The 23,789-nt window shown below is 46.0% G+C and carries 24 protein-coding genes and 1 riboswitch; of the genes, 16 read left to right on the top strand and 8 right to left on the bottom strand.

The genetic code is table 11. From position 1 onward, the window contains the following. Positions 1 to 33: 33 nt before the first annotated feature. The 6 genes from Psfp_RS09825 (at position 34) to Psfp_RS09850 (ending at position 5,422) form a co-directional block, all read left to right on the top strand. A complete protein-coding gene (locus Psfp_RS09825; protein WP_134218366.1) occupies positions 34 to 927 on the top strand; it encodes an ABC transporter permease in 894 nt (297 codons plus the stop codon). A 15-nt stretch (positions 928 to 942) separates the two neighbouring features. After that, positions 943 to 1,737, top strand: a complete 795-nt coding sequence (locus Psfp_RS09830) for an ATP-binding cassette domain-containing protein (protein WP_134218367.1) — start codon at positions 943 to 945, stop codon at positions 1,735 to 1,737. A 164-nt stretch (positions 1,738 to 1,901) separates the two neighbouring features. Next, a complete protein-coding gene (locus Psfp_RS09835) occupies positions 1,902 to 2,507 on the top strand; it encodes a TetR family transcriptional regulator (RefSeq protein ID WP_134218368.1) in 606 nt (201 codons plus the stop codon). Between the two features lie 88 nt (positions 2,508 to 2,595). Next, the gene (locus Psfp_RS09840; protein ID WP_134218369.1) at positions 2,596 to 2,838 is read left to right on the top strand and encodes a zinc ribbon domain-containing protein; all 243 of its coding nucleotides are present in this window, start codon (positions 2,596 to 2,598) and stop codon (positions 2,836 to 2,838) included. Between the two features lie 93 nt (positions 2,839 to 2,931). Continuing rightward, positions 2,932 to 3,585 carry a flavodoxin family protein gene (locus Psfp_RS09845; protein WP_134218370.1) on the top strand — a complete coding sequence of 218 codons (654 nt, stop codon included), beginning with the start codon at positions 2,932 to 2,934 and terminating at the stop codon, positions 3,583 to 3,585. A 421-nt stretch (positions 3,586 to 4,006) separates the two neighbouring features. Continuing rightward, positions 4,007 to 5,422 (top strand): MFS transporter, encoded by a 1,416-nt coding sequence (locus Psfp_RS09850; RefSeq protein WP_134218371.1) that lies wholly within the window; start codon positions 4,007 to 4,009, stop codon positions 5,420 to 5,422. Between the two features lie 19 nt (positions 5,423 to 5,441). On the opposite strand, the gene Psfp_RS09855 is transcribed toward Psfp_RS09850, so the two are convergent. Together Psfp_RS09855 and Psfp_RS09860 are read right to left on the bottom strand one after the other, a co-directional pair. Further along, complete coding sequence (locus Psfp_RS09855) at positions 5,442 to 6,665, bottom strand: MFS transporter (RefSeq protein ID WP_134218372.1); 1,224 nt, start codon at positions 6,663 to 6,665, stop codon at positions 5,442 to 5,444. Positions 6,666 to 6,739: 74 nt separating this feature from the next. Then, positions 6,740 to 7,141 carry a pyridoxamine 5'-phosphate oxidase family protein gene (locus tag Psfp_RS09860; protein WP_134218373.1) on the bottom strand — a complete coding sequence of 134 codons (402 nt, stop codon included), beginning with the start codon at positions 7,139 to 7,141 and terminating at the stop codon, positions 6,740 to 6,742. 255 nt (positions 7,142 to 7,396) lie between these two features. Between Psfp_RS09860 and radC the strand changes: the two genes are divergently transcribed. From radC to Psfp_RS09875, 3 genes are all read left to right on the top strand, one after another. Continuing rightward, a complete protein-coding gene (radC, locus tag Psfp_RS09865) occupies positions 7,397 to 8,074 on the top strand; it encodes a DNA repair protein RadC (protein WP_134218374.1) in 678 nt (225 codons plus the stop codon). Positions 8,075 to 8,427: 353 nt separating this feature from the next. Then, positions 8,428 to 9,042, top strand: a complete 615-nt coding sequence (gene idi, locus Psfp_RS09870; protein WP_134218375.1) for an isopentenyl-diphosphate Delta-isomerase — start codon at positions 8,428 to 8,430, stop codon at positions 9,040 to 9,042. Between the two features lie 145 nt (positions 9,043 to 9,187). After that, positions 9,188 to 9,634 carry a universal stress protein gene (locus Psfp_RS09875; protein ID WP_134218376.1) on the top strand — a complete coding sequence of 149 codons (447 nt, stop codon included), beginning with the start codon at positions 9,188 to 9,190 and terminating at the stop codon, positions 9,632 to 9,634. Between the two features lie 54 nt (positions 9,635 to 9,688). Here Psfp_RS09875 and Psfp_RS09880 read toward each other — a convergent pair whose 3' ends face one another. After that, positions 9,689 to 10,423, bottom strand: a complete 735-nt coding sequence (locus Psfp_RS09880) for an NAD(P)/FAD-dependent oxidoreductase (RefSeq protein ID WP_134218377.1) — start codon at positions 10,421 to 10,423, stop codon at positions 9,689 to 9,691. 142 nt (positions 10,424 to 10,565) lie between these two features. Here Psfp_RS09880 and hslO point away from each other — a divergent pair, with 142 nt between their 5' ends. Both hslO and yedF read left to right on the top strand, forming a co-directional pair. Continuing rightward, complete coding sequence (hslO, locus tag Psfp_RS09885) at positions 10,566 to 11,450, top strand: Hsp33 family molecular chaperone HslO (protein ID WP_134218378.1); 885 nt, start codon at positions 10,566 to 10,568, stop codon at positions 11,448 to 11,450. A 120-nt stretch (positions 11,451 to 11,570) separates the two neighbouring features. Then, complete coding sequence (yedF, locus tag Psfp_RS09890) at positions 11,571 to 12,179, top strand: sulfurtransferase-like selenium metabolism protein YedF (RefSeq protein ID WP_134218379.1); 609 nt, start codon at positions 11,571 to 11,573, stop codon at positions 12,177 to 12,179. A 191-nt stretch (positions 12,180 to 12,370) separates the two neighbouring features. Here yedF and Psfp_RS09895 read toward each other — a convergent pair whose 3' ends face one another. The 3 genes from Psfp_RS09895 to Psfp_RS09905 form a co-directional block, all read right to left on the bottom strand. Beyond that, complete coding sequence (locus Psfp_RS09895; RefSeq protein ID WP_134218380.1) at positions 12,371 to 13,186, bottom strand: amino acid ABC transporter ATP-binding protein; 816 nt, start codon at positions 13,184 to 13,186, stop codon at positions 12,371 to 12,373. A 14-nt stretch (positions 13,187 to 13,200) separates the two neighbouring features. Next, complete coding sequence (locus tag Psfp_RS09900; protein ID WP_134218381.1) at positions 13,201 to 13,854, bottom strand: amino acid ABC transporter permease; 654 nt, start codon at positions 13,852 to 13,854, stop codon at positions 13,201 to 13,203. A gap of 108 nt (positions 13,855 to 13,962) precedes the next feature. Beyond that, positions 13,963 to 14,751 (bottom strand): ABC transporter substrate-binding protein, encoded by a 789-nt coding sequence (locus tag Psfp_RS09905; RefSeq protein WP_134218382.1) that lies wholly within the window; start codon positions 14,749 to 14,751, stop codon positions 13,963 to 13,965. 717 nt (positions 14,752 to 15,468) lie between these two features. Continuing rightward, positions 15,469 to 15,627: riboswitch (cyclic di-AMP (ydaO/yuaA leader) on the top strand. Positions 15,628 to 15,748: 121 nt separating this feature from the next. On the opposite strand from Psfp_RS09905, the gene eam reads away from it, so the two are divergent. Then, positions 15,749 to 17,017, top strand: coding sequence for a glutamate 2,3-aminomutase (eam, locus tag Psfp_RS09910; protein WP_134218383.1), 1,269 nt, complete (start codon positions 15,749 to 15,751; stop codon positions 17,015 to 17,017). 32 nt (positions 17,018 to 17,049) lie between these two features. Here eam and Psfp_RS09915 read toward each other — a convergent pair whose 3' ends face one another. Further along, positions 17,050 to 18,627, bottom strand: a complete 1,578-nt coding sequence (locus Psfp_RS09915; protein WP_134218384.1) for a ClC family H(+)/Cl(-) exchange transporter — start codon at positions 18,625 to 18,627, stop codon at positions 17,050 to 17,052. A 255-nt stretch (positions 18,628 to 18,882) separates the two neighbouring features. On the opposite strand from Psfp_RS09915, the gene Psfp_RS09920 reads away from it, so the two are divergent. From Psfp_RS09920 to Psfp_RS09935, 4 genes are all read left to right on the top strand, one after another. Then, positions 18,883 to 19,164 (top strand): autorepressor SdpR family transcription factor, encoded by a 282-nt coding sequence (locus tag Psfp_RS09920; RefSeq protein ID WP_134218385.1) that lies wholly within the window; start codon positions 18,883 to 18,885, stop codon positions 19,162 to 19,164. Beyond that, complete coding sequence (locus Psfp_RS09925; RefSeq protein WP_243120572.1) at positions 19,148 to 19,834, top strand: SdpI family protein; 687 nt, start codon at positions 19,148 to 19,150, stop codon at positions 19,832 to 19,834. The genes Psfp_RS09920 and Psfp_RS09925 overlap by 17 nt, the downstream gene beginning before the upstream one ends. Positions 19,835 to 20,218: 384 nt before the next feature. Continuing rightward, positions 20,219 to 21,451, top strand: a complete 1,233-nt coding sequence (gene dinB, locus Psfp_RS09930; RefSeq protein ID WP_134218386.1) for a DNA polymerase IV — start codon at positions 20,219 to 20,221, stop codon at positions 21,449 to 21,451. Between the two features lie 397 nt (positions 21,452 to 21,848). Continuing rightward, positions 21,849 to 22,163, top strand: a complete 315-nt coding sequence (locus Psfp_RS09935) for a hypothetical protein (RefSeq protein WP_134218387.1) — start codon at positions 21,849 to 21,851, stop codon at positions 22,161 to 22,163. A 332-nt stretch (positions 22,164 to 22,495) separates the two neighbouring features. Here Psfp_RS09935 and Psfp_RS09940 read toward each other — a convergent pair whose 3' ends face one another. Then, positions 22,496 to 23,665 (bottom strand): IS110 family transposase, encoded by a 1,170-nt coding sequence (locus Psfp_RS09940; protein ID WP_134218388.1) that lies wholly within the window; start codon positions 23,663 to 23,665, stop codon positions 22,496 to 22,498. Positions 23,666 to 23,789: the final 124 nt, after the last annotated feature.

Raw genomic sequence — 23,789 nt, forward strand, 5'->3', positions numbered from 1 at the left:
GCTGACTAACGTATTTTAAAGGAGTAGTTTGACATGTCTTTAACGGTGTTTCAGGGTTCTCTGGAATTAGGAATTATATATGCGATAATGGCCCTGGGCGTTTTCATATCTTTCAGGACGCTCAACATGCCCGACCTGACGGTGGACGGAAGCTTTGTCCTGGGTGCGGCCGTTTCGGCGGTTATGTGTACAAACCGCACTCCGTTTACAGGATTGCTGCTGGCTTTTGTTGCTGGCTGCGGAGCCGGCTGTATAACCGCGCTGCTCCATACCAAATTAAAAATTCAGCCGCTTCTTGCGGGGATACTAACCATGCTGGCATTGTATTCGATAAATTTAAAGGTAATGCATGGCAAAGCGAATATACCACTTATTAATTTGGCTACCATATTCAGCAGCTTTGAAAGTGCTTTATTAAATGACTACACGAAAATCGTAATATCTTTTGGTATATTGCTGGTTATCCTTGTCATTCTGTTCTTGTTCCTTAAGACAAGACTCGGCTTCGTTTTAAGGGCAACTGGTGATAACGATCAAATGGTGAGGGCCCTCGGTGTGAATACGGATTTTACCATACTTATCGGTCTGGCGGTATCCAATGGACTGGTGGCTTTATCCGGCGCTATTATCGCTCAGTATCAATCATTCGCCGACATCAGCATGGGTACCGGGATGGTCATCATCGGTCTGGCTTCTGTCATTGTAGGGGAAGTAATATTCGGGACAAAGACACTCTTGAAAAGGCTTATTGCCGTAATACTTGGTTCGATCCTTTATAGATTTGTCATCGCCTTAGCCCTTGAACTGGGTATGCCCCCTACTGACCTTAAGCTTGTTTCCGCGGTAATAGTAGCTTTGGCACTATCGATGTCTACCATAAAGAATAGTTTTGAAGTTATGAAAAAGAGATTGGGAGCAAGAAGTTAAAGGAGGGCTACCGTGATGTTGGAAATTGAAAGTGTAAGCAAAACATTTGGTAAAGGCAGCATCAATGAGAAGCTGGCTTTGGATAATATCAGTCTTTCCATCGGTGAAGGCGAGTTCGCCACTGTGATTGGTGGAAACGGAGCAGGAAAATCCACCCTGTTAAACTGCATATCAGGAGTGCATTCTATAGATTCCGGCAAAATAATGATAGATACAATTGATATCTCCTTCAGCCCCGAGTATAAACGTTCAAGATATATGGGCAGGGTGTTTCAGGACCCTATGAAAGGCACTGCCTATGATATGAGCATTGCGGAAAATTTGGCCATAGCGTATGCAAAAGGTAAGCCCGTTGGACTGGGAGCAGGGATAAGAAAGAACGACCTGAAACTGTTTAGAGAGCGCTTGTCACTTTTGGAACTGGGATTAGAAGATAGAATGGAGCAGAAGGTCGGGCTGCTTTCAGGAGGGCAGCGCCAGGCCCTTACGCTGCTCATGGCTACCATTGTTAAGCCGAAGCTCCTATTGCTGGATGAACATACGGCTGCATTGGACCCGTCCATAGCAAGCAAAGTATTGCAGCTTACACGGGATATTGTAGCCGAACAGAAACTTAGCACGATTATGATTACCCATAATATGAAGGCGGCGTTGGAATACGGCACAAGGACGATCATGATGCATGAGGGGAGAATATTTCTTGATATAGAGGGCAAAGAAAGAGAAGATATGACTGTGGACGGCTTAATTGAACTTTTTGGCAAGAAGAGCGGCACAATGCTTGATAATGACAGAATGCTGCTCGGTTGATGCCATTGAAGTTGGCGCTGTCTGGCATTATTATGCTATCATTTACGCGATCTTGCATAAGCAAAGCCAATGAACACTTAAAAATTTTTTTCTGTGAATACTTGACAGATAGGGTTGGTTAAATTAAGATGAGTATAAAGTCATTGAGTATGGAGTCAATTAAAATGACCGGTATACAATCCAAGACCCAGCGCCAGATACAAAAGGAGCAAACGAGAAGACATCTTATTGAAACTGCATTCGAGCAGTTTGCCCAACAGGGTTTAACTGCTACCAGAACCGCTGATATTGCTAAAGCCGCAAAAGTATCCCACGGGACGGTTTTTGCACATTTCTCAACGCAGGAAGCACTGCTCAATGCCGTTATCGAAGAATTCGGTGCACGGGTGTCCCTCAGGCTTCATGAACTGGCTGTCTGCAACAATAGCTTGCGGGAGGTGCTGGCGGCGCATCTTAAGGGTTTAACGGAGCACGAGGCTTTTTATACAAGATTGGTGATTGAAGGTCGTTTGCTGCCGGAGAGCGCCAGAAATGCATTCACCATAATTCAATCGTCTATCTCCTTCCACCTCAGCCAGGCAGCCGAGAGAGAGATGAAAGAAGGCACTATTGATCCGTATCCGATTCACCTGCTTTTTAATACGTGGGTCGGCTTAATCCATTATTATTTGGCAAACAACGATCTTTTTGCTCCAGAAGAATCCGTGCTGGGACGTTATGGGCAGGAGCTGCTGGAGCACTATATACGCTTAATCACTTCAAAAGTATGATCCAATACCGTCTGTGACTTTTTGAACGGCTAATCGCGTTGGGATGGTTTGAGAATACATACCGAAATATGAAAGGGGATGTGAAAGAATGAAAATATGTGTTGCATGTGGAATGCCGATGAAGGAGCCGGCAGATTTTGCTATGGGTGATACTGGAAAGGATTACTGTGTGCACTGTGCGCGGCCTGACGGAACGATGCAGTCATACGAGGAAAAGCTGGGTTCATTAACTGCCTTCATTATCAGGACACAGGGTCTGGATAAAATGGCGGCCAATGTTGCGGCCCGAAAAATGATGGCCCGACTGCCGGCATGGAAGTCAGGAGACTAACTTGAAAAAAACTGTCTTGAAAGTGTTTAATGAGATTCTTATGCCAACAGGAAGGATTGGCTATTCAAAAATATCGCTCCAGGAGGTTGTTTTATGAAAGTTATTGCCTTTAACGGGAGTCCGAGAAAAAATTGGAATACTGCGACGCTGCTTGACCACGCGCTTAAAGGCGCCGCTTCGCAAGGAGCTGATACAGGGCTTATCCATCTTTATGATTACAATTATAAGGGCTGTATCAGTTGTTTTGCCTGTAAGCTGAAAGGCGGTAAAAGTTATGGCAGGTGTGCTGTAGATGATGATCTAAAACCAATTCTTGAAAAAGTTGAAGAAACCGACGCCATTATTCTGGGTTCACCGATATACTTTGGGGTGACAACGGGCGGGATGAGATCCTTCCTGGAGCGGTTAATGTTTCAGTACCTGGTGTATGATGCAAACTATTCCAGTCTTTTTAAAAGGAGAATCCCGACAGGTTTTATTTACACAATGAATGTGAATCAGAGACGTTTGGAGGAGATGGCATACCAGCAGAATCTCAAAGGAACGGAAATGGCAATGAAGAGAACTTTTGGTGCATCGGAAGCGCTATTTGTTACCGATACATATCAGTTTGACGATTATTCCAAATATGAGACGTCAGCTTTCAATGTGGAAGAGAAGGCAAAGAGACGGAAAGAAGTCTTCCCCGTGGACTGCCAAAAAGCCTTTGAGATGGGGGTAAAGTTCGCCTGTCAAAGTATTAGTTGACGAAAATAAAAAAGCGGCTGCTTATTTATTACCTAGTCCAAATCCGCAAGCAAATTTATCGGTACTTTAGGAGGCTCATTCAACGGTCTACGCCAATTAATTCCTGGAATTATGATGCCAGCGCAGGGTGACATGAAAACAGCAGCACAGAGAAACAGCTTCCCTTAAACGTTCAGCATGGAAATCATTCCATTATGTAAAAAATATATTTTATTAGCTCTAACTTATTGTTGATTGTATTCTAAGATAAAACGAAAAAACAAGTAGATATCATTGAAAGCTGCAAATCAAGCCCCCGGAGTGAAAGCAATTTTATACACTATTTATAAATAATAAATATTAGTCATATATATAGGCATATTGCTATAATAAATCATACTTTGTTTAAGAGCGATCCCGATGGGAAAGGGTATGATTTTAAATGGAGAAATTGACACCCGGTTATCTTCGTTCCTGGTACGTATTATTCACCGTAGGGGTTGGTACCTTTTTATCTTCCTTGAACACAAGCACCACAAACACAGTATTACCTACAATCGAACGGTCCCTGGGGATCACGCTGGTTCAGTCGGAATGGATTGTTCTGATTTATCTGCTCGTTTTGACTATATTACTGATACCAATCGGAAGGCTATCGGATTTATGGGGACACAGGCGGGTGCTTTTATTCGGATTTGCTATTTTTACATCAGCAGCGGTACTATGTGGTGTATCGCAAAATTATTTTTCGCTATTGTGGGGAAGGGCGTTGGTTGCTCTTGGTGGAGCCATGATCATGTCAGTAGGTCCTGCCATCCTAACGACCACATTTCCGATTGAACAGCGTGGCAGAGTGCTCGGGATTCAAGCACTTATGACATATATAGGGCTTTCACTGGGTCCAGTCCTTGGAGGCTGGTTGACACAGGCTTGGGGATGGCAGACAATCTTCCTTGTAACAGTTCCTTTTGGTATCAGTGGCCTTCTATTAGGTATATGGGCAGTTCCAAAAGTTGTTGTGGCGGACCCAAAAGCTCTAGACTTGAAAGGGACCTTCTTGTTCATACTTGGAATGGCAGCCGTAACTTTGTTGCTGAATTCTAATGCCATCAAACAATACCGTACCCTTATTCTGTCACTGCTTGTTATCGTGTTCGTGGGTGCAATTTGGGCTTTTATTCACACTGAACGTGAGCAAGGAGATCCAATGATCGACCTTGAACTCTTTAGAATTAATAACTTTGGCTTCGGAGCATTAGGCGCGGCGCTAAATTATCTGTGCTTCTTTCTGATTATATTCCTTCTTCCTTTTTATTTTGACCAGGTTTTGCATTTTCCGGCCTCAACGGTGGGCATGTTTATGGCCATTACACCACTGGTTATGACGGTTTGCGCTCCAATCGCAGGCGCTATGTCAGACCGGTATGGTCCACGGACGCTAACTACGTTGGGGATGGCTTTCAATACTATAAGCCTGGCTTTGTTCGGGATCATGGTTCAGCTGGGTTTAACAGCACATTGGACATTGATCGCAGGGCTGATTTTTGCAGGATTAGGAACAGGTACTTTTGCAGCTCCGAACAACTCAGCGATCTTGGGTGCGGCTCCGCGTTCTCAACAGGGTGTGGCATCCGGGGTTTTAGCCACAGTTCGCTATATCGGCATGATGTGTGGAATTACAATTGGAGGGTCGCTTTTCTATTTGTTAATTGGGTACTTCACCCACCAGGGTGCGGACACGGTACCCGCATTTTTACACGCATTTTCAATTGTTATGTGGGTTGGGGCTATGTTTGGAACCCTGGGCTTTTTTTGTACTTTTGCGATGACAAATGAGGCCCATAATGTCGCTGCGTGATTAACCACATTGCCGGGATTTATTGCCGGGATTTAATAAAGAGTTGACGCGCCGCGCTAAACCTGTAGAAAAGCGCTCCGGACAGAGCCAGGGGGAAGAGTGTAGTGAAATACATAATTTGATAACCGGTTGCCTCTGCCACATAGCCCCAGAGAATCGTCCCCAAACCAATGCCCAGGTCAAAGGCGATAAAAAAAGTGCTGGTGGCGGAGCCCCGTCTATGAACTGGCGCAAAACGCACGGCCTGGGCCTGTAAAGTAGGAATGCAAAAGCCAAAACCAAGGCCAACGATTGCGCCGGCAGAAAGGAAGCCCGTGATGGTATTGGACAGGCCAATGGCGGCCATGCCAATGAAAAGGGCCAGGTGGCCAATGAGTAAGACCATATCGGCGCCGCCTCTGTCCGTCCAGCGACCGGATATAGGCCGGGAAATTATCATAGTCAGGGCAGTGGCGGTAAAAAACAAACCGATATTGGCAATGCCGCGTTCAGTCGCGTACAAAGCAATAAACGAAAGCACTGAACCGTAAACAACCGCCAGAAAGAACATCACCCCGGATGCCGGCATGGCGGTTTTTTCCAGAAGGCTGGCCCAGAGCCCTGTGACAGAGCTGGCTGGAGTTCTGACGGGAGCATTGGTGTCCCGGATTGGCAAACTGCAGCAGAAGGCCACCAAGGCCAATAGAGTTATCATTAAAAATAATGTGGTGTAACCTGATCTTCCCACTAACCAGAAACCCAGCATGGGGGCTAAAGACATCGAAAGAGAAGTGGTTAACCCGAAATACCCCATGCCTTCACCCATACGGGCAAGGGGCAAACTATCCGATACGATGGTGCCGATGGCCGTGGTGACCAACCCGAAGGCTAGACCATGAAAACCTCGTATCACCATCAATAATTGGATATCCGTTGCAAACTTGTATAGTAAAGTGATGGCCACCACCATCACCAGACCCATGATCATAAATTTTTTCCGGCCATAGTTATCTAACAACCAGCCGGATATGGGGCGAATAACCATCGCGCTAATGGTATAGACGCCCATCACATATCCAACGTCCCTTTGGTCACCGCCGATTTCCAAAAGATACACAGGCAGGGTGGGGAGGAGCATCTGTAAACTCATAAATAGGGTTAAATTGGCTAAACATAGCAAGGTGAAATTCCTGGTCCAAATGGAGGCTGTTTGTTTCACTGTTAGGTTGCCTTTGGCCTGTAGGTCATCTACTAATTCTGTCAAAAAAACAAATCCTCCAATACCAATAAGCTGTACGTCGTCTGTACAGCTTATTCACAAAATGAATGTTTAGATGGCTAACTCAAAGTTATTTTTTTAAAGCCGCCTGTGGTGTCAGCAATTTCTGCTGCTGCTTCTTCCAGGTAAAATAATCCCATTTTATATCCTGTTTTTTCATTGTAGATTTCCTTTAATCTTGGCAACGTTTCAAATGCTTTCTCAAGAGCATTTTCTCTATCATCAACAACGGCCTTGCCATTAATGCGAATCCATTCGCCCTTAGCGCTTGTAGTGGAAATTTCAACGTAGGGGTTTGCTAAAATTTGCTGATAGGATTTTTTATGTTTACCTGCGCCGAAATAAAGCTTGTTCTCATAACACATAAAAAAGCCAAACGGCCTTACTTTCGGCTTGGCGCCATCAACTGTTGCAAAATAGAACGGATTATTCTCACTTAAAAACTTTAGTACTTCTTCCACTTATAGGCATCTCCTTTTATTTAAACTTTATTTTACTCTCATATTAGATATTGTATCACAATATGTCAATTATAAATTAGGCGTATTAAAATGGAGAAATAGATACGAAGAATGAGATACATACAAAAATTATATCCATAATCAAAAATATGAGATGTGCCGAATGGAATCCAAATTATATGGTTGAAGTAAAATATGGAAATGTTTTATAATAATAGTGATTATGTAATCTGATAGAAAAAACAAGGTATTATTATGAGGAAGAAATTGCACGAAGGGCACAGGCAGAGAGTGAAATGCCGGTATCTGGCGGAAGGACTGGACTCTTTCGAAGACCATCAAGTACTGGAACTCCTGTTGTTTTATTGTATACCAATGAAGGACACAAACGAACTGGCGCATAAAATAATCGGTGAGTTTGGTTCACTGGCGAACATATTTGAAGCAGATCCTAAAGATATATGCAAACGTTGCGGAGTAAGTGAAAATACGGCAATACTTCTTTCAATCATTCCCTCCTTGACCCGGCGATATTTCAAGGGTAAATGGGGTGAGAAGCCGGTATTAAGCAGTTCTACTAAAGCTGGTGAATATGCTGTTTCGCTTTTTACGGGCCGCACTTACGAGGTGTTTTATGTTATTTGCCTGGACTCACAAAACAGAGTCAATTATGCTGTGCTGGTCCATGAAGGGACTATCAATGAGACACCGGTGTATCCAAGAATCATTGTTGAAACGGTCTTGCGGCATCAGGCGAACAGTGTGATCTTGGCCCACAATCATCCTGGTGGCTCCATGCGGCCGTCGGATGCCGATTTGCAGATTACTAAAAGGATAATTGCCGCGCTGGAGGCAATTTCTGTGCATGTAGCGGATCATATTATTGTTGCTGGCGACAGATATTTTAGTTTCGCAGAGAAAGGATTCATATGAAATTAATTACATTGGGACAGTTACTAGTTTTCATATGATAATGCGAAAAAACGATTAAATGAAAAACCGTCTTCATTCTTTAGTTATCAAGCAGTGGACGGCTTTTTTTATTATGCAGCTTGTATCCGTACTATTAATAAGCATAACCTATTAAAATAATTAAAAACAAATATTTCATTTTTTCATTTTTTGATAGTAAGATAAGCTAAAATAATAAATTGAAATTCACTATACGACATAAATTGCTTTATTTGCATACTTATTTATAATATCCCATATAATGTTATATGGATATTTGTATTTCAAAGCAGTACGGATTCAGGTATAATCTAGGGTATCTGGAGGTGGAACTGGTGAAGGAATATGTTATCTTAGTAGATGAAAATGATAATTCGGTTGGAATCGCCGAGAAAATTGATGCTCATAAGAACCCAAAGCTGCACCGGGCGTTTTCAATCTTTATTTTCAACTCAAAGGGTAAATTGTTAATTCAGCAACGTGCTGAGAATAAATATCATTGTCCAGGGATGTGGGCGAATACTTGCTGTAGTCATCCGCGGCCAGGTGAATCCTTGGAGAAAGCCGCGCATAGAAGACTTCAGGAAGAGATGGGCTTTGATACTGAAATGGTGAAATCTTTTGCATTTATTTATAAAGCCCAGTTTGATAATGGCCTGACGGAAGAGGAATACGATCATATTTTTGTGGGGAAATGGGATGGAACACCAAAAATCAATTTAACAGAGGTAGCTGATTACAAGTGGATTTCAGAGGATATTTTAAGGGAAGATATTAAAAAAAACCCGGCAATATATACGCCATGGTTCAAAATTGCTCTGGGAAAACTTCTTGATAAAAATATAAAAGGTCAATTTGTAGACAAGTGGCAATTTGATGTGCAGGTTGATGAGATTCTTGATTCCGTTCTGCCGCCTGTGAAGCCGCAACTTATCGAAAGCATGGGTTAACTTCTAACCACTATATCCGATTAATAAGCTTCGAAAATCAAAAAATATTTTAACTTTAAAAGAAGGAATGTCCCCTAAATAAGCGGAATTCCTTCTTTGCTTAGATAATAGTTAACCAGCAGCTATCTCAAAGGAGGCATTGCTTATGATTCAAAGGATATTGGTCGGTTATGACGACGGTGCACTTTCACAAAAAGCTCTTGAAACTGCAATTGAGATGGCCAGAAATAACAAAGCGGAAATCTTTATTGTATCAGTATTGGATATACCTCTCTATATATCTTCTCCCGATATGCTGCCTCCTGATAATATCTCGATTACCAAGTTCTTTTACGATAATACCCGTCTGTATTTTGAAAAGTTACAGGAACAGGCTGCCATCAGGGTAAAGGAGGAAGGGCTTGCCGTGACTACCAAGGTTTTGGAAGGAAATCCCGGCAAAACCTTGGTTTGGTACGCCGAAGAGATTAAGGCTGATCTGATCGCTATAGGCTCTAATAACCGGGGCGTCCTGGACAGGTTATTCCTGGGCAGTGTATCCAATTACGTCATTCACCACGCCAAGCGCATGGTCCTGGTGACCAAGAACTAGCGGAATAAGCCGGTATAAATGGACCCGCAGGTCAAACCTGCGGGTTTTTTGCTTTTAATGGACCAGCGTTTCTTCTAAGACTTTTTCGCGGAAACGGTCAAAGCCGATTCGGTCGATAAACCGGCCCAGGCGCTCGTTGGTGCGGGCTTCTTTTTTATATACATCAATCGTGCGGTCAAGTAAGGCCAGCACCTGCTGGTTGGTCTGGCTCTCAATCAGCTTTTGGCCAAAGCGCGGGTCGAGTCCGCCGTTTCCCCCTACATAAATGGTAAAGCCCTTGGGCATACCCACCACCCCAAAATCAATCACCATGGAGTCCATGCATTTGTTGGGGCAACCGCTCACACTGATTTTAAACTTGGAGGGCAGGGTCATACCGTGGTAGCGGTTGTCAATCTCGCTGCCGAGACCTACCGAGTCCTGCTGACCCCGCTTGCAGAAGGTGGTCCCGGGGCAGAACTTGACGCTGCGGACGCAAAGCCCGATGGCGGCTCCCGGGGCAATACCCAGGTCCTGCCAGGCTGCATCTATGTCTTCCTCTTTTAGTCCAACGATGGCTATTCTCTGGGAAGACGTGACTTTTAGGGCCGGGCAGTTATATTTTTTTGCTACGTTGGCGATTCTAATCAGCAATTCGGGGTCGGTGATTACTCCCCCGGGGATATGGGGAGCGATGGCGTAGGAGCCGTCCCGCTGCAGAATGGCTCCTTTTTCCATAAGATCTCGCCTGGGCGCGCTGTGCTGGAACCTTTCGTCAAGCTTATTTGACATTTCCTGATTTTCTGCCATTAAGGTTACCTCCCTGGCATTATTCTGCTGTTATTTTTTCAAAAAATCAGCAAGCTATGTATGATGTTAGTAGGTTCATGGTAAAATGGTGAAAGTATACACGAAAGAGTCAGCGTAGAACGGCAAAATAAAGGAGTATGGTATGGAGGATTATCTGGTACGGGGAGTCGGGGAAGACGGCAAGTTCCGGGTTTTTGCCGCGACTACCACTCATCTGGTTGAAGAAGCAAGAAAGAGGCATGATACCTGGCCGGTGGCCAGCGCCGCCCTGGGCCGGTCGTTGACGGCCGGCCTGTTGCTGGGGGCGAACCTAAAGGGCGAGGACCTTATTACCCTGCGTATCTTCGGGGACGGGCCGCTTGGAGCAATTATAGTAACCGCGAACGCAGCCGGTGAAGTCAGGGGTTATGTCCAGGAACCCCATACCGACCTTGAGCATGCAGCCGGCGGGAAGCTGCCGGTGGGGGCAGCGGTCGGGAAAGGCGTTTTATACCTTACCAAGGACCTGGGATTAAAGGAACCCTTCACCGGGAGTGCGGAGCTTGTCTCCGGCGAAATCGGCGAGGACATTGCCCAGTACCTTTTAGTTTCCGAACAAACTCCTTCAGCAGTGGCGCTCGGGGTACTGGTAGCCCCTGACGGCGGTGTTAGAGCTTCCGGTGGTTTGATTGTACAACTTTTACCAGGAGCGGAGGAGGAGGTCTTGGCCCGGCTGGAAAAAAGCATCAGCCAGCTGACGCCGGTCAGCACCCTGGTTGCCCGTGGCTTGACCCCCGAGGAAATTGTTGCTGAAGCTGTCGGGGGACTAAAGGTGCGTTACCTGGAAAGAGTCCCCTTGAGTTTCAAGTGCAGGTGTTCGCATGAAAGAGTTGGAGATATTCTTGTCGCCATGGGCCAACAGGAGATCAAAAAAATTTTGCAAGAACAGGGGCAGGCCGAGGTTCGCTGTCACTTTTGCGGCCGCACGCATATCTTCGCAGCACCAGAGTTGGAAGCTATCTTGAAAACAGCAAGCCAGAGGTCATAATAAATTTACATTTCACACGGTCTAATGATAAATATTTTCTATCAAAATAATGAAGGTATTTTATTGCAAGTCCTGAATTCTTCCATATAATCTAATATATTAAGCAAAGGAAGAGATTCTATGACCGTGAAGGTGCTTGACTGCAGGGGGTTGGCCTGTCCCGCTCCGGTGATTAACACCAAAAAGGCATTGGAAGAAGTAGGGGTGGAGCCCCTTCTTGTAATCGTCGATAATGACGCTGCCAGGGAAAATGTTTCCCGTTTTGCCGGGAATGCCGGACGCAGCGTAGAGGTCGAGGAGAAGGACGGCGCCTACCACCTGACCATCGGTGGAACAGGAGGGGAGGTCCCCGCTACGGACCCCGCTAAGAAAGTCATGGCGGAGGTTGAAGAAGGCAGGGCGGTGTACTTTATAACAAGCAACGCCATTGGCCAGGGTTCACCCGACTTGGGTGAAGTCCTGATGAAAAGCCTGATGGTTACGCTCACTGAACAAAAGTCAGCCAAAGCGCTGCTTCTTCTTAATACCGGAGTGTACCTGGCTTTGGAAGGCTCACCGGTGATGGAACAAATGCAAAAGCTGGCTCTTGCGGGGACGGAAATACTGGTCTGCGGTACCTGCCTGAATTATTACAAGCTGAAGGAGAAACTGGCCGTTGGTGTGGTCTCCAATATGTACGATATCAACAGTCGACTTATTGAACCGGGCAAGGTCATTACTGTGGGGTAGTGCTTTTCGGAAAGCAGCAGATCTCTGTGGTGTCACTGACAAGAATTAGGAGGTTATGGCCAGTGACGCTTTCTTTAGGCAGCTTACCATAATACGTGCAGTTGTTTTGTCTTAATGTGCCTGAAAGTCCAGGTTGTGAAAAGACGGGACAATTCCTGGTGGTGATGATACCCGGAATTGTCCCGTCTGCATTAAACTGCGCCTGTGGCCAGTTCCCGGTTTTCTCCTTTACCTGTCCGGGGAGTGAAAAGCCGGGGCTCTCTCTTCCTAAAATGGTTGGGCTCTCTAACCCTGCTTAAGAAAGTTTTTGTCCGTTCGTGACGGGGTTCCTCGAAAACCTGTTCCGGGCGCCCGACCTCCACAATTTTACCTTCATCCATGTAAACCAGCCAGTCGCCTACCTCCCTGGCAAAGGCCATTTCATGGGATACCACAATCATGGTCATGCCCTCGGCGGCAAGCTGCTTCATCACCGCCAATACCTCTCCCACCAGTTCGGGGTCAAGGGCCGAAGTCGGTTCGTCAAACAGCATAACCTTGGGTTTCATAGCCAGGGCCCGGGCAATAGCCACCCGCTGTTTCTGGCCGCCTGACAGTTGAGATGGGTAGGCATGGGCCTTATCAGTCAAGCCTACTTTTTCCAGCAATGCCATGGCGGTCTCATATGCTTGCTGTTTATCCACTTGACGGACTTGCACAGGCGCTTCGGTAATATTACCAAGCACGGTAAAATGGGGAAACAGGTTAAAGTGCTGAAAGACCATGCCTACATCCCGGCGCAGGATGTTAAGTCCGTTTTTTTTGCGACGGTCCACTATATTTCCTTCAATCCATATTTCTCCGCTGCTGGGTTCCTCAAGGAGATTAATACAGCGCAATAGAGTGCTTTTTCCCGAGCCACTGGCGCCGATGATAACAACCACATCGCTTTTCCCCACATTGAGGTCAATGTCACGTAGTACATGCAGGGAGCCAAAATGTTTGTTGAGGTTTTTAATTTTTATCAAATAAAACACCTCCTTTAAATTTCATCTACTTTAAGACGCCGTTCAAGGGCATTAACAGCTAAAGTGAAAATAGTAATCAGAAACAGGTAGTAGAGACCACCCATGGCATAAAATTCCATTGAACGGAAGGTAGAAGCTGCAAACCTCTGTGCCAGGTGAAATAGTTCATCCATGGCGATAAAGGCTGCCAGAGAGGAGTCTTTGAGTCCAATGATAAACTGATTGCCAAGTGGTGGGATAACGCGCTTAAATGCCTGAGGCAGGATGATACGTCGCATGGCGAGCGGATAGCTCATACCCAGTGAGCGAGCCGCTTCCATCTGGCCGCGATCTATGGACTGTATGCCGGCCCGGAATATTTCCGCAATGTAAGCGCCGCTGTGAACCGCCAGGGCAATTGAGGCCGACCAAAACTGGCCGAAGTCCACAATCTCAGCCAGGCCAAAATAAACGAAGAAAAGCTGTACAATTAGAGGTGTACCCCTAATCAAACCTATATAGAGATCCGCCAGACGGTTTAATAATTTTCGCTTGGATATTTTGAGGAGTGCAACGAACAGACCGATAGCCATACCTATAGTAATTGAAGCGGCTGTCAGCAGTACCGTAATCTGCATGGCCTTGAAAAAAAACGGTCCGTAGGTTATCAGATCAGATAAGAAGTGCAAGTCAACACCCCCCAACTTTCTAGGGCGGGGGAACCCGCCTGGGCGTGTCCCCTCCCTCTAGTAGGAATAGCATGCTGGCAATATAAGAATAAAAGGTTGTCTAACCTTTTATTTACTGATGTCTTGATCAAAATACTTTTTACTGATTTCCAGATAAGTACCGTCTTGCTTAATTTCCTTAAGGGCATTGTTGACCTTTTCTCTCAAAGTGTCATCTTCCTGGCGGAAGGCAATACCGACTTCCTCCACGAACAGGAGGTCTCCGACCATTTCGATGTTTTTCAGGCCGGTCTCATCTATTGCCAGCTTACCGACAAAGCGGTCGGTGATGACGGCCTGCAGGCGACCGGCGTCAAGGTCACGCAGAGCAGTCTCGTCACTTGAGTAGTTAATAATATTTTGTGAATATTTTCTTGCTTCTTCGTCATAAGTACTCGTGGTGAGCACGCCAATCTTGGTATCGTTCTTTAAGTCGGCGATGCTTTTAATTCCCGATTCTGTATAGACAAAGAGCTGGCCTCCGGAAACGTAATACGGGTCTGAGAAATCGACCTGTTGCTTTCTATCCTCGGTTATGGTCATACTGCCTAGAATGGCGTCATACCGCTTGGCCTGCAGTCCGTTAATCAGGCTGTCCCATGGTGCCGTAACAGGTGTTGGCTCCAGGCCCATTTTTTCAGCCAGGGCTTTGCCGATTTCCACGTCGAAGCCGGTCAGGTTATTGCCTTCGTCATAATAGTTAAACGGGCGGTATTGGCCGGAACAGGACCAACTGAATGTTTCTTTAACCTGCTCGCCGGTAGATGGATTTTCGCTTTCTTTAGATCCGCCGCAACCGGCCACGGCGAATACCAGCATGGCCACCAGAATCGCGTATAACAGGGTTTTCCGTATCATAAAATGATTTCGCCTCCCATAAAAATTTTTCTATAAGCTGGTCCTCTTGTCCACCTCCTTAAACTTGCATCTTAAAACATAAAACCCAGGAATATCCCTGGGACTTTGGCAAACTGGCTTTAGCTTGTTTTGCTAACCTATTCTGCCTTGACTTGATATAAGCTTTAAATAACCAGGGGATATTCCGATTACATTCTAAAATTTTATGAATTTCACCTTACTTTGACTTGCAATGGGGAAAAATAGTTAGCGTGACACACAATAACAGACAACTTTATTAATATAATCAAGTTGTTGGTTGTTTTATGATATCATAGTTAGATTACTTGGTCAATATAGCAAATCACCTGACTAAACAAAAGATTTCCAAATTTCTGATGGCCCCTGGCTTTTACAAGGAGGGTATGTACAATTCAGAGATGTCTAACAGTTATTAAGACTCCTTCATTGTATCAATGCCGGTTCGGAACTTATGACCGGGAGGCATGTATGGAGTTTGGGGAATAGCTGCAATAATATAATTTTTTTAGGGGAGCAGCAACTATTTCTTATAGTTCCATGGTGATTATATCAGCCTTGATTGCACCACCGGGGTTAATTATTAATAGAACGTCAATATAAGATTGACCTGGAAAATTTATTATGATATACTGACAACAGACAACCTTATTGAATGATATAAGTTGTCTGTTGTCAGTATATGTTGAATTTAATATTGCTCCTAATTCGCTTAATTCTTCATAAAAAGAAGCGGGGGAACCAATTTACGGGGTGAATCGGTGCTCGACCAGACTCCAACGTGTTGTCGACATCGTAGGGCTACTCTTTCGGCCCGAATCCGTCAGCTAACTTCGTAAGCGTTGAAAGGGAGGAAACAGGCGGTCTACAACCAGCCTTTGACTTGCTTGACCTCTTTTAGCCCCCGGACGTATGCTCCGGGGGTTTTCTGCACTTTATTTCTTGCATTACAAATAAAATTTGAAAGGAGATACTTGTGATGTCCATACCTTCTATTGAGAAATTTGAATTTATGAACGAAGAAAAACAGGCTATTGCGCTTAAACGGGCGGATGATTTAAAAAAGAGAATTAATGATTATCTGGAAAAAAAAGATGAAATAAAGACCGGTTTTGATATGCAGGAAATGATTAATTTTAACAAGGAAAGGCAGCTCGGTTATTTCGACGCCAGCGAAGAAAACTGGCATGACTGGCACTGGCAGATGGCCAACCGGATCAAAGATGTATTTACGCTAGCCCGGCTATTTGGCTTTAATGATGAACAGTGCACTCATATTAGAAGAGTGGGGATGCGTTATCGATGGGCAATATCACCTTACTATGCCTCGCTGATGGAAGGAGACTGCAACCACGACCCGATCCGCATGCAATCGGTACCTTCTATCGATGAGATGGACAGTACCGGTTATGTCGATCCCATGGCCGAGGAATTCACTTCCCCAGCGCCGTGCGTCACCAGGCGCTATCCGGACCGGTTGATTATCAACGTTACCAACCAGTGCGCCATGTATTGCCGCCATTGCCAGAGGCGCAGGAATATCGGCGAGGTGGATCAACACAAGCCACATCAGAATCTAATGGCTGCGTTGGACTATATCCGGGAAAACAAGGAAATTCGCGATGTCCTGATCACAGGCGGCGACGCGCTGCTTCTAAGCGACAGAAAGATAGACTGGCTGCTGGGTGAACTGGATAATATCAAGCATGTGGAAATAAAGCGTCTGGGCACCAGGACCATTGTCACTTTGCCGCAGCGAATCACACCGGAGTTATGTGAGGTTCTTAAGAAACATCCCCCAATTTATATTAATACTCAGTTTAACCATCCACGGGAGATTACACCGGAGAGCAAGCAGGCCTGCGATAGACTGGTTGAAGCCGGTGTGGTTTTAGGGAATCAGGCGGTTCTTTTAAAAGGAATAAACAACGACCCGCACGTTATGAAAAAACTTAACCAGGAACTCTTGAAGATAAGGGTCAAGCCCTATTATATTTTTCAAGCTAAAGCGGTAAAGGGTACACGCCATTTTATTACGTCTGTGGACGAGGGTATTGCAGTTATGGAAAAACTGCGCGGCTATACTTCCGGTTTGGCCGTCCCGACATACATTATCAATGCCCCCAACGGTTACGGAAAAACTCCTGTTATGCCTCCTTATATACTGAACCAAGGAGACGGTAAAGTAAGGATGCGTACGTGGGAAAACAGGTTGCTGGACTACCGTTGCCTGCCCGAAGGAGAATAAATGATTACACCCGCCTGGCACGGTATTGTTATCTATTCCATGGTTTGAGCGGTCCCTGCCATGAGAGACAATGCTTCTTTTATATCTGCCGATTCATTTTCATTGGCAAGCGCGAATAGATAATCACCGACTATGATTTTTGTATTTCCCCTGGGGATAATTTCGGCTTCGCCCCGCTTAATACTTATCAGCAGGCAGTGAGGTGGCCAGGCGATATCCATTATTCTTTTGCCTTCCAGCTTTGAACCAAGACATACGGCAACTTCAATCAGGGTCTTATTGTCCCAACCGGAGTAAATATTGTGATTCTTTTTAACCAGTGACCGCGCCAATAATGTTTCATATATTGGCGCGGTTTTTAAGATATCACTAACCATATAGGCAGTTACCGAAACGATGATTAGCGCTAATAAATGGTCAAAAGAACCTGTCATTTCAGTAATTAGAATACTGCCGGTCACCGGCGCCTTGACAATGGCGGTGAAATAAGCAGCCATGGCCAAAACAACAAAATTATTAAAGAAATGTTGATCAATATGAAAATAGACTATGAGCATATTACCATATATAGCTCCGGCCAGCGATCCGATAACCAGCATCGGCATGAATATTCCTCCCGGTACGCCGGAACCGTAGCTGATCATGGTATATATAAATTTAACAGTAAAAAATATTAATAAAATAGCGATCCCATAGTTGGCCTGTCCAACAGAGTCGATGAGTTTGTTTCCTCCCCCCAGAACTTCAGGCAGGAAAAAACCCAATATCCCACCGAGTATTAAGGCTGGCGCCGACATAAACGTTTTTGGCAGCCAGGTGATCTTATTGTAACCATCCATTGTCTTTGTCAGCGTCCGGTTAAAGAGAAAGCCTAAAAACCCGCAGATGAAACCAAGACCAACAACATAAATGTAGTAATTATGCGGTAACACAACGAGATCATGGAAGTTAAAGACAGGTTTTTGGCCGAAGACTTGTTGGGTTATTAAATCGGCTGTTAGCGATGCTGCCATAGCCGACATCAAGACAGCCGGGGAAAAGTTTTTGTGCAATTCTTCAAGCGCAAAGATTACTCCAGCGAGCGGCGCATTAAAAGCTGCTGCTAAACCAGCGCTGGCGCCGCTTGTAATTAAATACTTTTCCTCTATTCTTAACCTGCCTAAAAGGCGGCTGACGCCTTGACCCGCCATAGCTCCCAATTGGATGGAGGGACCCTCACGTCCCAGCGACATGCCTGAACCAATAGCAAGAACTCCGCCAAGAAATTTCCCTATGATTATTTTTAGCCAGCCCATCTTGAAGTGACCCAGGATAATACCTTTTACCTGTGGTATGCCGCTTCCGTCGGCCATAGGGACTATATGGGAAATAAAACCCAGGCAGACAGACACGAGTATTAGCGCAATAAACCATAAAAAAGTGACCCCAGAGCCGTTTACGTCTAAAACAGTATAGATATGTTCGCGCAATAATTCGGCTTTTTCCAAGAGGTACCTAAACGCCACGACCAGTATACCAGCGAATAAACCGACCAAAATTCCCTCAAAAAATATTTTTAAACGAAAGCTTTTCCATTGAATCAAAGCAATATGGCTTTTTTTTGTCTCCAATAATAATGCCTCCAAAATAAAAGACCGTTATGAATATGAATTCGATATACAACGCTATCTTACCTACTATTCTAATGCTATTTTAGAGTTCGGGAAAAAACTTTCACGTTGCTCGTTTCATGCAGGTATCAGGATAACGGATTAGACCTTTATTGTTTTCGAAAGGGCCAGAGGAATATTGACTCATGGTGGCAGGTGAATTATAATATATTTAGATAATTATCTAAATATCAAATTAGCTGGGAGGGATATCTTATGGTTGGCCTTACTTTTAAAGCCTTGGCCGACCCAACGCGCCGTAAGATATTGAAGCTTTTAAGGGAACGTGATTTGACCGCCGGCGAAATAGCCGATGAGTTCGACATATCCAAACCAAGCATATCGCACCACCTTAACCTGTTAAAGCAGTCTGGACTGGTACTGGATGAGCGACACGGCCAGTTTATTTACTATTCCCTGAATATGACAGTCTTCCAGGAGGTAATGGGCTGGTTTTCAGATCTGTTAAATAGAAAGGTAGGTGGAGCCAGTGAATAGAAATAATAAACGTTTACCGGATACCTTTAAAATATTTTTGTCGGAATGGCCGTTATGGCTGTTGATTGTAGCGGCTCTAGTCCTTGGGGCGGTGGTATACCCGCAGCTGCCGGAGCGGGTGGCCAGCCACTGGAACTACAGGGGTGAGGTGGACGGCTATTCCTCCCGCTGCTGGGGAGCCTTTGGCATCCCCCTGCTAACTGCGGGTATTTATCTGGGTATGCTGCTCCTCCCTTTAATCGATCCAAGCCGTCAGAACTACGAAAAATTTGCCGGGGCTTACCGGGTCATCAAAGCGGTACTGGTGATCTTCATGACAGGTCTTCACCTGGTAGTTGTTTTAAACGCTTTAGGTTTCCAGGCTCCGGTTGACAGGATTGTAATGACAGGAGTGTCCCTGCTGCTCCTGGTGATGGGGAACTACATGGGGCAGTTCCGGCACAACTATTTTGTGGGTATTAGAACACCCTGGACACTGGCCAACGAAGTGGTCTGGCGGAAAACACACCGATTGGGCGGCCGGCTCTGGGTTGCGGCAGGTATTCTGGGGCTGGTCGGAGCCCTGATGGGCGGCCCGGCTGGTGGACTGGCTCTGGCAGTAGCCCTCGCCCTGGCGGTAATCGTCCCTTTCGTTTACTCGTACCTTGAGTTCCGCAGGCTTTCAAAATAAAGCCCAGACCACCATGTCGCTCCAGCGCTGATGAAAATCTAGCTCTGTGCGTTTCTGGGCAGTTCCATATGCTGCTGTCGCGGTGCCGCGTATCATGAAAACTTGCGATGTAGGCGCCATTTCAATCACACCCGGCGCGTCAGCGCCGAACTTGTGGCAGCCAATGTGACTTTTGTGCGAATGAATTCGCACCTCGTTTAGCTAGGTTCAAGAGTGGCTTCTTACAATAGTCGCTCGCAATATTATTTTCAGGACAGAATGAAACAACCACGTAAGCTATGTTAAAACACCTCATTGCGGTAGGCGATACCTTTATATACCACTTTACCTAGAACATTAGTTCGATATATAATAAGGGAAACAAGTGTTCTAGGGAGGGGCCACATGCATTGTCCAATCCTGCTTGCTGATATGAATTCTTTTTTCGCCAGTGTGCACCAGGCTTTGGACCCTGCGCTACAGGGCAGGCCGGTTATTGTGGCCGGAGATCCGGCCAAGCGCCATGGCATCGTTTTAGCAGCCTCCTACGAAGCGAAGGCCTGCGGCATACAGACGGGCATAACCGTGGGAGAAGCCCGGAACCTTTGCCGGGAAGGTGTTTTTATCAAACCCCGGTACAATCACTACGTCAATTTTTCTACCCGCATTGTACGGATTATGCATGATTTCACGCCTTTGGTGGAGCCTTTCTCCATCGATGAGGCCTTTATGGATGTTTCCGGGTGCGGCCATCTCTTCGGTACCTCCTCGGCAATTGCCCGTAAGCTTAAAGGTAGGATTAAAGAGGATGTAGGTGTCCTGTGCAGTGTTGGGGTGGGCCCCAATAAACTCCTGGCCAAAATGGCGGCGAGCATGCAGAAGCCGGATGGTCTTACGGTTCTGGATTTAACCGGCGTACGGGATAAAATATGGCCCCTGCCGGTACGGGAGCTTTTTGGCGTGGGCCGCCGCCTGGAAAAAAGGCTGCGGGACCTTAATATTCACACTATCGGTGAACTTGCCGGCTACCCGCTGCCGGTGCTGCAAAAAAAGTTCGGTCTGATGGGTCATGTCCTGCACCTGTCCGCCAACGGCATCGACTACAGCCCGGTGGATCCCCACTCTCTGGAGAAGGTGAAGTCCATTGGGCGCCAAGTCACACTTTCCAGGGACTACCGGGGATACCATGAGATTGAAGAAGTAATCCTGGAGCTGTGCGACATTGTCTGCCGGCGGGTGCGCCTGGGGGGATATGTCGGCAGGACGGTTAATTTAAGCTTAAAAGATACGGAGTTTTTGTGGATATCCCGGGCCCTTACCGTAGCTCATCTCACCGCCAATGCTGCTGATGTCCACCGGGCGGCGGTCGAACTGCTGCACCGGCACTGGCCTGACTGGAAGCCGGTCAGGATGGTGGGGGTTTCTCTGGCCGGCTTGGTTAAGAACATCGCCGAGCAGTTAGACCTGTTCGGGGAGGTGGAGCGAGCCCGCCGGTTGAATGCGGCCTGCGACAGGCTCCGGGACCGGTTTGGTGAGAAGAGCATCTTCAGGGCTATTTCTCTGGCGCCCGGCGGTGTGCTCCGGGAACGGGACGGGAGGGTTGAAACAGCTACAGAATACCTGAATAAATTGAGATAAGAATAACAAAAACCGTTGATGCGAACACCTGTTCTATGGTAGTATAGTAACAGGAGGTGGTAACGGTGTATGAATACTGAGTCAATATAAGTGAAAGGAAAAAGGTTTCTTAGCAGTCACTTCCGATGATGCGTCGCAAAGACACGCTGTGAAAGTCGGGCGCGGAGGTTAGAACAACTAGGTGGTGGGTAACACCCCCTTCCGGGCAGGACTGGTCTTTCTAATGGCCAGGCGGTGAACCGCAAGGTGAACCAACCGGAATATGGGCGAGAGTCCATAGCTCAGCAGTTGAATCCTGTGACACTGCCTCCCGTTAGTCGGCGGGAGAGAAAGTTAATAAATCTGGATTATCCTGTATAAATCAGATTTGTTTAGCTTTCAGAAACCAGGGACGGGGATGGCTAATATCCACGACTACTACCGCAAAAATTTTCTATACGAGGGCCACAAGATGATGCTGCCCGAACTACGGGACAAGGTGGCTCAAACTTGTGCCCACTGCAAATTTTTTGTACTGGTAACAGGCGGGAACGAGACCAGGAACGGGTGCGCGGCGCAGATTCCACGGTATGCCGGCCTGAGCAGGAGGGTCCCCGGAGAACTGGATGCCGTGGAAGTATTGGAACTGGTAGGCAGGGAGGGACTGGTTCGTGTTTTGTCCACGGCCGGCCCGCACCGTCAGGCCTGTTGGCAGTTTCACCCGAGGGGGTAGCAGGTTTTTGTTGCGATGAATACACAAGATGAATAAACAATTTGTAAGGATAATGTTGCAACTCATTAATAATTTTCCGGCTGCGGCTTAAAAACTTCAGCAGGTTTTACAAACATGGCAAGCTATATCAGGCCGGTTTTCAGAATAAAAAATTTTATATCTGATCATCGGTAAAATACTTTGCTAAAGCACTTAAATAGTTTATGTTTATTGACAGCATGTAAAAGCAGAACGGCAGGAGAGGTGATTAATCTCCTGCCGCTCTTTGCTTGATAATTTTATATTTCCAAAGCTGGCTATTATGTAGCCTACTATATAAAGTCAAGTAATACTTAAAGTTTTTCATAAGGCCTTTGCTCTTTGAGAATTACAAAGACTCGATTAAGTAACCTGCGACAAATTGCTCCTGTAACAGTGCTGGGGTGCTTACCTTCAGCGAGTTTCTTTTCATAAAAGGCTTGTAAACCAGGGTCGTTTTTACGGGCCGGTGTAGCAGCCAACCATAATGCTCTACGAAGATAAGGTGAGCCACGCTTAGACATATGGTTCTTAGTACCGGTAAACTCACCTGACTGAACAGTGGTTGGATCAATGCCTGCATAGGCAGCCAATTGCTCGACCTTTTCAAAACGGTTAATATCACCGATTTCGCCCAGCAAGACGGCTGCTGTTGTTGTACTGATACCCGGAATTGTGCAAAGATACTGATCTTGGTTTTGTACCAGTTCCTCCAGTTGAGCTTCAATATCGGCTATCTGGACCTCTAGAAACTCAATGTGTTCCAACAGGCAACGAATCTGTAAGCGTGCAGCGTCCTGGCTAAACCGGGTGCCAACAGAGCAGCCTGCAACCTTTTTTATTTCTTGGGCTTTAGTATCTTTGAAGCGGCCCCGGCTTGCTTCGGCCAACAAGGTACTCAGTTCGGAAAGATCAAAATTGACGATTTCCTCTGGTAGAGGGACCGTTCTTAAAAGCTCCCGAGCTGAGCGGATAAAAGGATCAGAAAAAAGTTTTTCAAACTCGGGAAACACCCGATCCAGTACAGCAAGTAACTGTCGTTTCAAATCACTCACTTGATCTACTAGGCCAAAGCGGAAACGGGTCAAGTCACGTATTTGTTGTACCCGCTGTTCAGGAACATAACTCGCATGTACAGCGTTGGTCCTTAAAAGCTCGGCAATTACCCAGGAATCACGGCGATCTGTCTTGGTCCTTCGGATCTGGCCCCGCCGAAATGCCTCAGTTTGTATGGGGTTGATCACCAGAACCTTTTCTTCTTTGCTTACCAGGAAGGTATAAAGGTTTAGCCAGTAATGGCCAGTACCCTCCATCGCAAATTGGCGTGGCTGGGCAGGTATTGTTTCCCAAAGTTGCCGGAAACCTTCCTCATCATTATTGAAGCGGATGGAATTTCCGACCGGTTTGCCTACACTGTCTAGAACAGTTGCTTCATGATGGTTTTTGCCAATGTCCACGCCAATAAAGAACATGTAAACCTTCATTTCTCCGCCTACTGCGGGCGACACAAATAGGAATGAAAACCGGGATGTGCAGTAACCATCCTTTGGGTACAATAGCCTTGAGGGAAAGGCACACTACAAAGCACGGTGAGGTGAGTTGCAGACT

The organism is Pelotomaculum sp. FP (genome assembly GCF_004369245.1).
GTDB classification, from domain to species: Bacteria; Bacillota; Desulfotomaculia; order Desulfotomaculales; family Pelotomaculaceae; genus Pelotomaculum_C; species Pelotomaculum_C schinkii.